Source organism: Nostoc sp., assembly GCF_036919575.1.
Lineage (GTDB): Bacteria > Cyanobacteriota > Cyanobacteriia > Cyanobacteriales > Nostocaceae > Nostoc.
On sequence record NZ_JBALBY010000127.1, the window covers coordinates 69,789 to 82,946 of the forward strand.

Annotated in this window: 9 protein-coding genes; 8 read left to right on the forward strand and 1 reads right to left on the reverse strand. The window is 44.5% G+C overall.

What is annotated here, in order from left to right:
- The first annotated feature begins 372 nt into the window (after positions 1 to 372).
- The 4 genes from fbp (at position 373) to opcA (ending at position 6,031) form a co-directional block, all read left to right on the forward strand.
- Positions 373 to 1,422 carry a class 1 fructose-bisphosphatase gene (gene fbp, locus V7K27_RS33980; protein ID WP_334953153.1) on the forward strand — a complete coding sequence of 350 codons (1,050 nt, stop codon included), beginning with the start codon at positions 373 to 375 and terminating at the stop codon, positions 1,420 to 1,422.
- Between the two features lie 328 nt (positions 1,423 to 1,750).
- On the forward strand, positions 1,751 to 2,896 hold the full coding sequence (gene tal / locus V7K27_RS33985) for a transaldolase (RefSeq protein ID WP_334953154.1): 1,146 nt from the start codon (positions 1,751 to 1,753) through the stop codon (positions 2,894 to 2,896).
- Between the two features lie 134 nt (positions 2,897 to 3,030).
- A complete protein-coding gene (zwf, locus tag V7K27_RS33990) occupies positions 3,031 to 4,560 on the forward strand; it encodes a glucose-6-phosphate dehydrogenase (RefSeq protein WP_334953155.1) in 1,530 nt (509 codons plus the stop codon).
- 94 nt (positions 4,561 to 4,654) lie between these two features.
- Positions 4,655 to 6,031 carry a glucose-6-phosphate dehydrogenase assembly protein OpcA gene (opcA, locus tag V7K27_RS33995; RefSeq protein WP_334953247.1) on the forward strand — a complete coding sequence of 459 codons (1,377 nt, stop codon included), beginning with the start codon at positions 4,655 to 4,657 and terminating at the stop codon, positions 6,029 to 6,031.
- 75 nt (positions 6,032 to 6,106) lie between these two features.
- Here the strand turns inward: opcA and V7K27_RS34000 are convergent, their stop codons facing one another.
- Positions 6,107 to 6,736 carry a glutathione S-transferase family protein gene (locus tag V7K27_RS34000; RefSeq protein WP_334953157.1) on the reverse strand — a complete coding sequence of 210 codons (630 nt, stop codon included), beginning with the start codon at positions 6,734 to 6,736 and terminating at the stop codon, positions 6,107 to 6,109.
- Positions 6,737 to 6,845: 109 nt separating this feature from the next.
- Here V7K27_RS34000 and V7K27_RS34005 point away from each other — a divergent pair, with 109 nt between their 5' ends.
- The 4 genes from V7K27_RS34005 to mutS all read left to right on the forward strand — a co-directional run bounded on the left by V7K27_RS34005 (position 6,846) and on the right by mutS (position 13,107).
- The gene (locus V7K27_RS34005; RefSeq protein WP_334953159.1) at positions 6,846 to 8,306 is read left to right on the forward strand and encodes a cobyrinate a,c-diamide synthase; all 1,461 of its coding nucleotides are present in this window, start codon (positions 6,846 to 6,848) and stop codon (positions 8,304 to 8,306) included.
- A gap of 207 nt (positions 8,307 to 8,513) precedes the next feature.
- Entirely contained in the window at positions 8,514 to 9,686 is a 1,173-nt protein-coding gene (locus V7K27_RS34010) for an AAA family ATPase (RefSeq protein WP_334953160.1), read from the forward strand.
- The gene (locus tag V7K27_RS34015; RefSeq protein ID WP_334953162.1) at positions 9,686 to 10,393 is read left to right on the forward strand and encodes a DUF4276 family protein; all 708 of its coding nucleotides are present in this window, start codon (positions 9,686 to 9,688) and stop codon (positions 10,391 to 10,393) included. The genes V7K27_RS34010 and V7K27_RS34015 overlap by 1 nt, the downstream gene beginning before the upstream one ends.
- A 101-nt stretch (positions 10,394 to 10,494) precedes the next feature.
- The gene (mutS, locus tag V7K27_RS34020) at positions 10,495 to 13,107 is read left to right on the forward strand and encodes a DNA mismatch repair protein MutS (RefSeq protein WP_334953164.1); all 2,613 of its coding nucleotides are present in this window, start codon (positions 10,495 to 10,497) and stop codon (positions 13,105 to 13,107) included.
- The last annotated feature ends 51 nt before the right edge of the window (positions 13,108 to 13,158 follow it).

Sequence of the window (13,158 nt, forward strand, 5' to 3'; positions counted from 1 at the left end):
GTTTGGGCTTAAGTTGACACCAATGAGCTTTTTCTTTGCCCCTACCGCGTGGTCTATTTACCTGAAAATAGCTGTAATATCTTGTGCATCAACGAGAATACGTGGTTTCAGGCTTTTAGAAATCATCCTTTATTACTTTCTGTAGTCATTTGATTTAGGTAAATCATTGACTCAATATTGGCAATGTCTACGGCAAGCAATTACGTATTTAGGCTTTGGGCGCAGGAGTCACAAAAAATTGATTTCTTTAGTTTATCTAAAGTCGCATCTAAGTTCTCAAATTACCTTTCTAAGATAGAGGCAGCAACTACTATAAGTTGTCATACACGACTAAAACCCAACTAACAGCTAGTGGCTGCAAATAACACAAAAATGACTAAAGCGCCAGAATCTTTAGACTTATCTACCTACGAAGCAACAGACAAAGCCCTAGATCGTGATTGTACAACCTTATCTCGTCACGTTTTACAACAACTTCAGAGTTTTTCGCCAGATGCACAGGATTTAAGTGCGCTGATGAATCGCATCGCCCTGGCGGGGAAGCTGGTTGCTCGTCGCATGAGTCGCGCCGGTTTAATGGAAGGCGTTCTCGGATTTACTGGGGAAGTTAATGTGCAAGGAGAATCCGTCAAAAAGATGGATGTCTATGCCAATGATGTGTTTATCTCGGTGTTTAAGCAAAGCGGCTTAGTTTGTCGCCTCGCTTCTGAGGAAATGGACAATCCCTACTACATCCCGGAAAATTGCCCCATTGGACGCTACACTCTACTGTATGATCCAATTGATGGCTCATCCAACACTGATAACAATCTCAGCTTAGGTTCCATTTTCGCCATTCGCCAACAAGAAGGAACTGATAGCGATCGCAAGGCAACTGACCTACTCACCAATGGACGTAAGCAAATTGCTGCCGGATATATCTTGTATGGCCCCTGCACAATGCTGGTTTATACTATAGGTAAGGGCGTTCATTCCTTTGTCCTCGATCCCAGCTTAGGAGAGTTTATTCTCACAGAAGAAAATATTCGCATTCCTAACCACGGGTCTGTTTACAGCGTCAACGAAGGTAACTTCTGGCAGTGGGAAGAATCGATTCGAGAATATATCCGCTACGTTCATCGCACAGAAGGCTACAGCGCTCGTTATAGCGGCGCAATGGTGAGCGACATCCATAGAATTTTGGTTCAAGGCGGCGTGTTTCTCTACCCAGGCACAATTCAAAACCCAGAAGGGAAATTGCGCTTACTTTATGAAACCGCTCCTCTGGCCTTTTTAATTGAGCAAGCAGGCGGTCGTGCGACTACAGGACAGATGGATATCTTGGATGTCGTGCCGAAAAAACTGCATCAGCGCACGCCTTTAATTATTGGTAGCAAAGAGGATGTTGCAAAGGTGGAGTCTTTTACTCAAAACGGACATTAGTATCCCAAGGTAGAAGACAAAAGAAAATAAAGCTTTATTTACAAGCTTTTTCAACTGGATAGTTATTTTTGCCATACTGCATTAGAAGACGGTGACAAAAGCATCAAGGATGCGTCTAGCCTATGGCATTAATTAAAAGTTAATCATGGTGATTTAGGATTGGAAATGGAGAATAGCACTTCTTAAAGATGTATTAAAGATTATCTCAGCTGGCCGATGCGATAAGTGATTGGCAACGTCACAATTCAAAAGTCACCATCAAAATTTGATGGGTTTTGCCAACTTCACTTAGAAATATCACTATACAGGAGTGAAACAAATTAGAGCTATGGCTACCAATCATCTACTAGAAATTAAGGAATATGGTCAAAGTATCTGGATAGATAATTTGACCCGTGACATTATTCAATCAGGCGAACTCAAAGACCTGGTTGAAAATCAAGGGATCTCTGGGATTACCTCTAACCCAGCTATCTTTGAAAAAGCGATCGCTGGTAATGTCATTTATGATGCCGATATCGAAGCCGGAGTCCGGGCTGGCTTACCGATACAGAAAATTTACGAATCCCTAGTTTTTGCAGATATCCGTAATGCCTGTGATATTTTACGCCCTGTTTATGAAGCCTCGAATAGACTAGATGGTTATGTGAGTATGGAAGTACCCCCAACCATTGCCCAAGATACGGAAGCAACAATCGCCGAAGCCCGGCGCTATTTCCAAGAAATTGGTCGGGAAAATTTGATGATTAAAATTCCCGGTACAGAATCTGGTTTGCCAGCAGTGGAACAGGCGATCGCTGATGGTATAAATGTGAATATTACGCTACTGTTTTCTGTAGAGAGCTACATCAACACAGCACTGGCTTATATTCGAGGCTTAGAAAAACGGGTGGCTGAGGGTAAAGACATCAGTAAAATTGCTTCAGTTGCTAGTTTTTTCCTCAGTCGCATTGATAGCAACATTGACGGCAAAATTGATGCTAAGTTGAAAAAAGGCGTTGATGATATTGCCGTGGAAGCAAAGCTCTTGGCTGTGAAAGGGAAAGTAGCGATCGCTAACGCGAAGATTGCGTACCAAGAATACAAGAAAATCATTAGAAGCGAGCGCTGGCAAGCTTTAGCAGCAGAAGGGGCGACAGTACAACGGCTACTTTGGGCTAGCACCAGCACCAAAGACCCCAACTACAGAGACGTGATGTATATCGAAGAGTTGATCGGCCCTGATACCGTTAACACCGTACCACCAGCGACGATTAAAGCTTGTGCCGATCATTGTAACGTAGGCGATCGCTTAGAAACAGATGTAGACAAAGCTTACACGCTGATCGAAAACCTCAAAGATCCCGACATTAACATCGATCTCGATGCCGTAATGGATGAACTGTTAGTTGAAGGTATTGACAAATTCATCCAACCCTTCCAGTCCTTGATGAACTCTTTAGAAGAAAAGATCAAGGTATTGTCACCAGTGTAGGGGCTGGGGAGTGGGAATTTTAGATTTTGGATTTGCGATTTTAGATTGAAGTCCAATCCAAAATCCAAAATCTAAAATCTAAAATCGCTTCTCATGCCCAATCCAAAATCCAAAATCCAAAATCCAAAATTCCTATGGTTAGTCTGCTAGAAAATCCCTTGCGCGTTGGTCTGCAACAACAAGGGATGCCCGAACCCCAGATTATAGTTATTTTTGGCGCTTCTGGTGATCTCACCTGGCGCAAACTAGTGCCAGCACTTTACAAATTGCGGCGAGAACGGCGTATTCCACCAGAAACTACCATTGTCGGTGTGGCACGTCGAGAGTGGAGCCACGAATACTTCCGTGAACAGATGCAAAAAGGCATGGAAGAGGCACATCCCGACGTCGATTTAGGAGAACTCTGGCAAGACTTCTCTCAAGGACTCTTCTACAGTCCTGGGGATATAGACAACCCCGAAGGCTACCAGAAACTGAAAACCTTATTGACTGAATTAGACGAAAAACGGGGCACGCGAGGGAATCGGATGTTTTACCTCTCAGTCGCCCCCTCATTCTTTCCCGAAGCCATTAAGCAGCTAGGAAGCATCGGGATGCTAGAAGATCCCTACAAACATCGTCTAGTAATTGAAAAACCTTTTGGTCGGGACTTGGCTTCTGCCCAGAGTCTTAACCAAGTGGTACAGAAATTTTGCAAAGAAAACCAAGTCTACCGCATTGACCACTACTTGGGTAAAGAAACAGTCCAGAATTTGCTGGTGTTTCGCTTTGCCAATGCGATTTTTGAGCCATTGTGGAATCGTCAATTTGTTGACCACGTACAAATTACCGTGGCAGAAACCGTGGGAGTGGAAGACCGGGCTGGTTACTATGAAAGTGCCGGCGCACTGCGGGATATGTTGCAAAATCACCTCATGCAACTTTACTGCCTAACAGCGATGGAAGCACCCAACGCAATGGATGCCGACAGCATCCGCACAGAAAAAGTGAAGGCACTCCAAGCTACTCGTTTAGCTGATGTTCACAATCTATCACGGTCAGCAGTACGCGGTCAGTATAGTGCTGGTTGGATGAAAGGTGAAGCAGTGCCAGGGTATCGGACAGAACCAGGCGTTGATCCCAACTCCACCACGCCCACCTACGTAGCGATGAAGTTTTTGGTAGACAACTGGCGCTGGAAAGGTGTTCCTTTCTACTTGCGTACCGGAAAGCGGATGCCGAAAAAAGTCAGTGAGATTTCGATTCACTTCCGCGAAGTTCCGTCTCGGATGTTCCAATCTGCCGCCCAACAGGTAAACGCCAATATTTTGGCGATGCGGATTCAGCCGAATGAAGGAATTTCCTTGCGTTTTGATGTCAAAATGCCGGGGGCAGAATTCCGCACCCGTTCCGTTGACATGGACTTTAGTTATGGTTCCTTTGGCATCCAAGCAACATCCGATGCCTACGATCGCCTATTCCTTGATTGTATGATGGGCGATCAAACATTGTTCACACGGGCCGACGAAGTAGAAGCAGCTTGGCAGGTAGTAAATCCAGCCCTTTCCGTTTGGGATGCACCCGCCGACGCAAATACTATTCCCCAGTACGAAGCAGGTACTTGGGAACCAGCAGAAGCAGAATTCTTAATTAACCAGGATGGCCGTCGCTGGCGCAGACTCTAAATATTAGTCATTAGTCATTAGTCATTAGTCACTAGTAAAAACAAATGACAAATGACGAATGACAAAATCCAAAATCCAAAATCCAAAATTCCTTATGGCTCCCCAAGCTTCTACAATTTTTTCACTTCAGGCACCAAAAGATATTTCGCTTAACGAATTAGATGCGGAACTGAGTCAAATTTGGCAAAGCTACGGCATTAATGGCGATAACGGTGGGCTTCCTGCTGCTACTCGCGCTACGACATTTACCTTAGTGGTTTACGAACCGGAAGAAACCCAGTATCTTTTGGCCACTTTGGGATTTTACAACGGCCCGCTTGACGGAATTTTAGGGCCTCAGATGGAAACTGCGCTGCGGCAAGTGCAGAGAAAATATGCACTGCCAGATAGTGGAGTAGCAACACCTCAAACCCTGACTGTGTTGAGAGAAGAATTTGCCAAACGTCAAGGAAACGGGGCTACGGGGGATAATGGTTCTGGTAGTATTCCCAGCTTAAATGCCCCAAGCCCCAGAATTGCTGATGAAATCGCCCTCCGCAACCCCTGCCGCATCATTGCGCTGTTTCCCATTGCTGGCGAAGATGAAGGAGTTAAGGCTCAAGTTTCTGCCTATTGCCCCATCCAAAAGCAATCGTCAAGCACACTAATCTGTTGCGAATATATAACTCTCAGTGGAACTGCTGCTGCCTTAGAACGGATAGGCGGCATGATTCCAGCATTGTTGATTGGCGGCTTACCAAAGTTTCTCTGGTGGAAAGCCACACCAGACCCAAACAACAGTTTATTCAAGCGGCTGGCAGCAGTCTGCAATAATGTGATTGTGGATTCTTGCCGCTTTAACGAGCCAGAAAGTGATTTACTCCGTCTACAAGAGTTGGTAGAAAGTGGTGTTCCCCTGGCTGACTTGAACTGGCGTCGCCTCTCAGCATGGCAAGAGTTGACAGCTGAAGCCTACGACTCACCCCACCGTCGCGCGGCGCTTAGAGAAGTTGATCGAGTAACTATTGATTACGAAAAAGGCAACCCCGCCCAAGCTTTGCTATTTTTGGGCTGGCTGGCAAGTCGGTTAGAATGGCTGCCAGTTTCTTATCAAAAGGAAATCGGAGATTATGACATCACTCGCATTGCCTTCGTGGCCAAAGATCAACGACAAGTCGAAGCCGAGTTAGCGGGTGTCCCGGTTGCTGATGTGGGTGAGATTATGGGAGACTTGATTGCCTTGCGCCTCAGTTCGACAAATCCGCAGGCAGACTGTGGTACAGTAATCTGCTCGGAAACTGGTGGTTGTATGCGGATGGAAACCCACGGTGGTGCCCAATCGGCCGGTTTGTTTCAACAAGTGACTTCACTTTCGGAACAAAAGGCGGAAGCATTGCTGAGTCAGCAGGTGCAACGTTGGGGCCGCGAGTCACTTTTTGAAGAAAGCCTGGGAATTACAGCGAGTATTTTCAAATTGGAAACAAATAGTTAACTTCGCCTGGAAAGAATAAAAGTTACACACAAGCTCTTCAGATTTTTGGATATTTCAATAATCTGGAGGGTTTTTCTATCTAAAGTCGTATGTGCCTCCACGCTCAAGCGCACGTTTGTAAGCAGGTCGCGCATGAATCCGCTCGATAAATTCTTTGAGCTTTGGCCGACTCTCGACCTCTTCGGGGTGCATGGCGATTAGTTCAAGTGGAAAGCTCATTTGAATATCGGCGGCGGTAAATTCCTCACCCGCAAACCACGTACTTTTACCGAGTTCGCCTTCTATGTAGTCAAAGTGAAGTTTGATCTGGGGCGCTACGAATCCGCTAACTACGTTGCTCTCACCTGCCCCGAAATTATTCAAGACCGTCCGCATCACCAAGGGTAGCATTGCAGAGCCTTCGGCATAATGCAGCCAATAGGTATAGCGCAGATGTTCCGGCGTACCGGATGCTGGAACTAGCCGACCATTGCCGTAGCGAGCAACTACGTATTCGATAATGGCACCCGACTCAGCGATCGTCAGGTCTGCATCTGTAATCACTGGTGACTTCCCAAGCGGATGGACTTGGCGCAGCGACTCTGGTGCCAGCATCGTCTTTGGATCGCGTTGATAGAATTTTATCTCGTATTCGATACCTAGTTCTTCGAGCAGCCATAGCACACGCTGCGATCGCGAGTTGTTAAGATGATGAACAACGATCATAAAACGTTCCTCTTTTGCTAGATGTTCTCAAACACCGAATCATTTTAACAGTCAAATTTTAACTAATACTTATAATAGTTAGTGCATAAAAATCTTATTTGTTTCATTTATGGCTTTAGTCATTGCCGGGGAACGTAGTGGAGTGGGCAAGACAACAGTCACGCTGACCCTTTTAGCATCTTTACGTCGTCGCGATCGCCTGGTGCAATCTTTTAAGGTAGGCCCAGACTACATTGATCCGATGTTTCATCAACACGTAACTGGTCGTGCCTGTCGCAATTTAGACCCAGTACTGACTTCTGAAGCCTACGTTCAGCAATGTTTTACCCGTCATAGCCAATTGAGTGAATATGCTCTAGTGGAAGGGGTAATGGGATTATTTGATGGAGTGAAGGGGAGTAGGGAGTGGGGAGTGGGGAGTAGGGAGTGGGGAGTGGGGAGTAGAGAGTGGGGAGTGGGGGAAGAAGAATTAATAACCAATGCCCAATGCCCAACAGACTTTGCGAGTACGGCACACATTGCGCGGCTTTTAGATTTACCAGTGGTGTTGGTGATTGATTGCAGTCGTTTATCTGGTTCTGTAGCTGCGATCGCTCACGGCTACCAGTCTTTTGATCCCCGAATTAAAATAGCTGGGGTAGTATTAAATCGCGTGGGAAGCGATCGCCATCTCTCTCTACTCAAAGATTCCCTAGAACCCTTACAATTACCTATTCTCGGCGTGCTGCGTCGTCAAGATAACATCACAATTCCCGATCGCCACTTGGGTTTAGTACCCACAGCCGAACTTCCCCAACTCAACGCTTTAATTGATCGCCTCGCCGATTTAGGTGATACTTGCTTTGATTGGCAACGCTTATTACCTTTGTTGAAATCAAAACCACTCCCTCATCCCCCTCATCTCCCTCATCCCTCATCCCCAGTTAGGATTGCAGTAGCCCGCGATCGCGCTTTTAATTTTTACTACCAAGATAATCTCGATTTGCTGCAACAGCTTGGTGCAGAACTGGTTTTCTGGAGTCCTTTAGAAGATGCTGGCATACCAAAAGATGTGCAGGGAATGTATTTTGGCGGTGGTTTCCCAGAAGTTTTTGCCCAGCAACTAGCAGAAAATACCCGCGTTCGTGATGCAGTGAAAACGGCAATACTTAAAGGAATGCCGACAATTGCCGAATGCGGAGGATTGATGTATTTGTGTGAGCAAATTATCGATTTTGAGGGTAAATCTTGGTCGATGGCGGGAGTTTTACCAACATCTGCTGTGATGGGTGGGGGTTTAACTTTGGGCTATCGTCGTGCAGTAGCTTTGCAAGATAATCTGTTAGTTAAGACAGGCACAACTGTTTACGGACATGAGTTTCATCGTTCCCATTTAACCTTAACTCCCACTCAGCCTCTATTTGAAACTTCTCGCTACGATTGTGAGGAAAATATGGGATGCGAGGGATGGGGTTTTCCCGCAAATGTTCATGCTTCTTATGTTCATCTACATTGGGGAGAAAGTAGAGAAATTCCCCAGCAGTTTCTTAAAGAATGTCTGAAAGTAGCATCTTCAGGAACGTGGATTTAAGCTAGTACCAAGTTTGTTACAATACCCTCAATGACAGCTAATATAACGAAGGGTAAAATATCATTGAGCGTAGGCGTAGCCCGCCGCAGGCATCGCTATTCCTCTCTAACATCAAGCTATCATCAGATATTATGGAATTTCCGTGCGTAATTATTAGTATCTATGACATTAATAGAATATAGATAATTAACTAAATAGGGAAATATAATGGAAGGTAAAAGATTTATCCGCACTCTGCGATTAGAAAACTTCCTTTCTTATGGAAGTGAGGGTGAAGAAATTGAACTGCAACCTCTGAATGTATTAATTGGCCCTAATGCTTCTGGGAAATCGAATTTAATTGAAGCAATTGGAATTTTAAAGGCAACACCCACAGACTTACCTGCCCCATTTCGGCAAGGGGGAGGGATTGATGAGTTTCTGTGCAAGGGTGGACAGGAAAATCCAGTAGCCAAAATAGAAGCTATTGTTAATTATCCAGAAGGATTCCAACCCTTACATTATCAGTTGAGCTTCACGTCTACTAGAGGAAGGCTAGATTTAATAGACGAAGTAATAGAAAATCAGTACCAAAATTCTGTTGATAATATTCTCATTTCTTACTATCGCTATAACAGTGGGTATCCAGATTTGCGTAGGGGAGACTTATATGTTAACCCACTCAATGTGAAACTAGACCAATCTATTTTCTCTCAGCGAACAGATCCAGATTTATATCCACAACTCTCTTATCTCAGCACTACATTTTCTAATATAGCTTTATATCGTGACTGGCAAATGGGGCGATATTCAGAACCAAGAAATGCTCAAAAAACTGACTTACCCCAACATCCTTTACTAGAAGATGGGAGCAATTTAGGTTTATTTTTAAATGATTTACAATCCAAAATAGGTAGGAGAAATCCTATTGAAAAGCTGAGAAAATTTTATGAGTCAGCCGAAGAATTGGATGTAAGAATATATGGCGGTACAGTACAGATAATTATTCGTGAAGAAGGACTTATTCAACCAATTCCTGCAAATCGGTTATCTGATGGTACACTTCGTTATTTATTTTTAATGGCTTTACTGCTTGACCCAACTCCACCACCACTTATTTGTCTTGAAGAACCAGAGATTGGTTTACATCCAGATATTTTATCCACTATTGCCGAAATGCTAATCGAAGCATCACATAAAACACAATTAATAGTGACAACTCATTCTGATGCTTTAGTTTCGGCTTTGAGTGAATATCCCGAATCAGTCATAGTTTGTGAACGAGATAAAAAAGGTAGCCACCTCCATCGTCAGGACCCTGAGAGATTGAAAAAATGGTTAGAAAAGTATACGCTTGGTGATCTCTGGCGGATGGGGCAAATTGGTGGAAATCGTTGGTAATGAAGATATACATTTACATTGAGGGTGCTGGAGATGAAGATGATACTGAACTGCTAATCAGACCACGCCCAGGTTTTCGTAGTGGGATCAGGAGTGGAAAAGAAACCACAACTGGACTACGCCCAGGTTTTATAAAATTTTTTCAAGAACTATATGATATTGCTGGCGAAAATATTAATATAATTATTGTTATGTGTGGATCAAGGCGTGATGCTTATGAAGATTTTAAAACAGCTTTAGAATCTCAGCCAGAAGCTTTCAATGTTTTATTAATTGATGCTGAATCTCCAGTTGATTCCACTGTTACACCTTGGGAACATCTGAGAAATAGAACAGAAGATCATCGTTGGATTTTAGATGCAGTTAATTTTGACGATGAGCAGTGCCACCTGATGGTGCAAACGATGGAAGCATGGTTTATTGCTGATATTGATGCTTTAAAAGAGTTTTATGGGGAGAGATTCCGGGAAGATGGAATCCTTCAGGGAATGGCACGGTATGGTAGCGTAGAAGAAGTTTCTAAAGCTACTCTGAAAGTATGGCTTGAGGCAGCTACTCGCCGTACCGATAAGAGAAAATATCATAAAAAAAACCATGCTCCAAAGCTCTTGGAATTGCTTGATGTAGCTAAGGTTCGCCAAGCTTCGGCATACTGCCATCGCATCTTCACCACTTTAACAGAAATAATGGGTGCATCAGCAAGCTAATATAACGAAGGGTAAAAAATTCTTCAGCGATCGCTATTCCTCTCTAAGATCAAGCTATCATCATATATTGGGGAATTTCCGCGCGTAACTCAGTAGCATCTATGACCGCTTCTCACTCTGAAACTCCATCTACCAAACCCGACGCGAGTACTTTTATTTCCGACCATCGACAGGTAGACCGCACCAAGCTAAGTCAAATGTACCTCCACTATGTCGAGACGAAGGATAAATATCCTCACGCCGTATTGCTGTATCGGGTAGGAGATTTCTTTGAATGCTATTTCCAAGATGCTGTAAAACTAGCGCAAGAATTGGAATTAGTTCTCACTAGCAAGCAAGCTGGAGAACAAGGACGGGTGGCGATGTCTGGTGTTCCGCACCACGCATGGGAACGCTACGCGACACTATTAGTAGAAAAAGGCTATGCAGTCGTAATTTGCGACCAAGTGGAAGATGCTTCGGAAGCAGCTGGTAGATTGGTGCGGCGGGAAGTAACGCGCATCCTGACTCCTGGTACTTTGCTGGAAGAGGGAATGCTGAAATCAAGTCGCAATAATTACTTAGCAGCAGTAGTAATTGCCGCGAATCATTGGGGTTTAGCTTATGCAGACATCTCCACAGGGGAATTCCTCACGACTCAAGGCAGTGATTTAGAACATTTGACACAGGAATTAATGCGCTTGCAACCTTCAGAGGTGTTAGTTCCGACAAATGCGCCCGATTTAGGTAGTTTACTACGTCCGGGAGAAACTTCGCCACATCTTCCCCAGTGTTTGCCATCATCATTTTGTTATAGTTTGCGATCGCAGGTTCCCTTTTCTCAAGCCGAAGCTAGACCTAGATTATTGCAGAAATTTAAGGTGCGATCGCTCGAAGGACTCGGTTGTGATCATCTTCCTCTCGCCGTCCGTGCGGCTGGCGGTCTTCTGGAATACTTGGAAGATACTCAAAAAGAAAACCCAGTCACTCTTCAAAGACTCCGCAGCTACACTGTTACCGACTACTTAATTGTTGACAATCAAACCCGCCGTAACCTGGAAATTACTCAAACTGTCCGGGATGGCACTTTTCACGGTACCCTACTCTGGGCGTTAGATAAAACTAGTACAGCGATGGGTGGGCGGGCTTTGCGGCGGTGGTTATTGCAACCACTACTCGATATTAAAGGCATTCGGGCCCGTCTTGATACCATCCAAGAATTGATGGAAAATACGCCCCTACGTCAAGATTTGCGGCAGTTGTTACGCCAAATTTATGACCTAGAACGCTTGACAGGAAGGGCGGGTTCTGGTACAGCGAATGCTAGAGATTTAGTAGCTTTGGCAGATTCCCTCTCACGCTTACCAGAATTATCCTACTTAGTAACTGAGGCGCGTTCTCCCTTCCTCAAAGCTTTGCAGAAAGTCCCAAGTGTGTTGGAAGAATTAGCACAAAAGTTACACGCGCATCTTGTAGAGTCACCACCCATACAAATCAAAGAAGGCGGATTAATTCGCCCTAGCGTAAATTCCCTTTTGGATGAGAGAAAGGCGACTGTAGAAGCGGATCAGCAATGGATTGCCAATTTAGAAGTTGATGAGAGGGCTAAGACGGGAATTTCGACACTGAAGGTAGGATTTAACAAAACTTTTGGTTATTATATCAGTATTTCCCGCACCAAATCCGATCAAGTACCCGCTAATTACATTCGCAAGCAAACCCTGACGAATGAAGAACGTTATATTACTCCAGATTTGAAGGAACGGGAAGCGCGGATTCTTACGGCGCGGGATGATTTAAATCAGTTGGAATATGAGATTTTTACGGCGTTGCGGGAAGAAGTAGCACAAGAGGCGGAAATAATTCGCAATCTGTCTCGTGCAGTGGCGGCGGCAGATGTGTTGTGTGGTTTAGCTGAGTTGGCGGTGCATCAAGGTTACTGTCGTCCAGAAATGTTGTCAGGAAGGGAGATAAACATTGTTGATGGGCGTCATCCGGTGGTGGAACAGTCTTTACCTGCGGGTTTCTTTGTGCCGAATTCGACTCAATTGGGTCAAGAGTCATTAGTCATTAGTCATTTGTCATTAGCAGATGACCAAGGACAAAGGACAAATGACAATCCTGATTTAATCATTCTCACTGGGCCAAATGCTAGTGGCAAAAGTTGTTATTTGCGTCAGGTGGGATTGATTCAGTTAATGGCGCAGATTGGTAGTTTTGTACCAGCTAAGTTTGCTAGATTGGGAATATGCGATCGCATTTTCACTCGTGTAGGTGCAGTAGATGATCTTGCAACTGGTCAATCTACGTTCATGGTGGAGATGAATGAAACGGCAAATATTCTCAATCATGCCACATCTAGGTCACTGGTATTATTAGATGAAATTGGCCGCGGGACAGCGACATTTGATGGTCTTTCTATAGCTTGGGCGGTGGCGGAATATATCGCAGTGGATATTCGGTCGCGCACAATTTTTGCCACTCATTATCATGAATTGAATGAACTAGCCAGCATTTTGCCGAATGTGGCTAACTATCAAGTGACAGTCAAGGAATTACCCGACCAAATTATCTTTTTGCATCAAGTCCAACCGGGAGGCGCTGATAAGTCTTATGGGATTGAAGCGGGAAGATTGGCGGGTTTACCTGCGGTGGTGATTCAACGAGCAAAACAAGTTATGGAACAAATTGAGAAACACAGTAAGATTGCGATGGGTTTGCAAAATCTGGATTGATGTCTCTCGATTGAGTAATTATTATGAACCTAAATTGTTTATAAGAAGAAT

Bases quoted from the DNA above. Each gene is read 5' to 3' on its own strand.
- fbp (WP_334953153.1), top strand. From the start codon at position 373: ATGACTAAAGCGCCAGAATCTTTAGACTTATCTACCTACGAAGCAACA.
- tal (WP_334953154.1), top strand. From the start codon at position 1,751: ATGGCTACCAATCATCTACTAGAAATTAAGGAATATGGTCAAAGTATC.
- zwf (WP_334953155.1), top strand. From the start codon at position 3,031: ATGGTTAGTCTGCTAGAAAATCCCTTGCGCGTTGGTCTGCAACAACAA.
- opcA (WP_334953247.1), top strand. From the start codon at position 4,655: ATGGCTCCCCAAGCTTCTACAATTTTTTCACTTCAGGCACCAAAAGAT.
- V7K27_RS34000 (WP_334953157.1), bottom strand. From the start codon at position 6,736: ATGATCGTTGTTCATCATCTTAACAACTCGCGATCGCAGCGTGTGCTA.
- V7K27_RS34005 (WP_334953159.1), top strand. From the start codon at position 6,846: ATGGCTTTAGTCATTGCCGGGGAACGTAGTGGAGTGGGCAAGACAACA.
- V7K27_RS34010 (WP_334953160.1), top strand. From the start codon at position 8,514: ATGGAAGGTAAAAGATTTATCCGCACTCTGCGATTAGAAAACTTCCTT.
- V7K27_RS34015 (WP_334953162.1), top strand. From the start codon at position 9,686: ATGAAGATATACATTTACATTGAGGGTGCTGGAGATGAAGATGATACT.
- mutS (WP_334953164.1), top strand. From the start codon at position 10,495: ATGACCGCTTCTCACTCTGAAACTCCATCTACCAAACCCGACGCGAGT.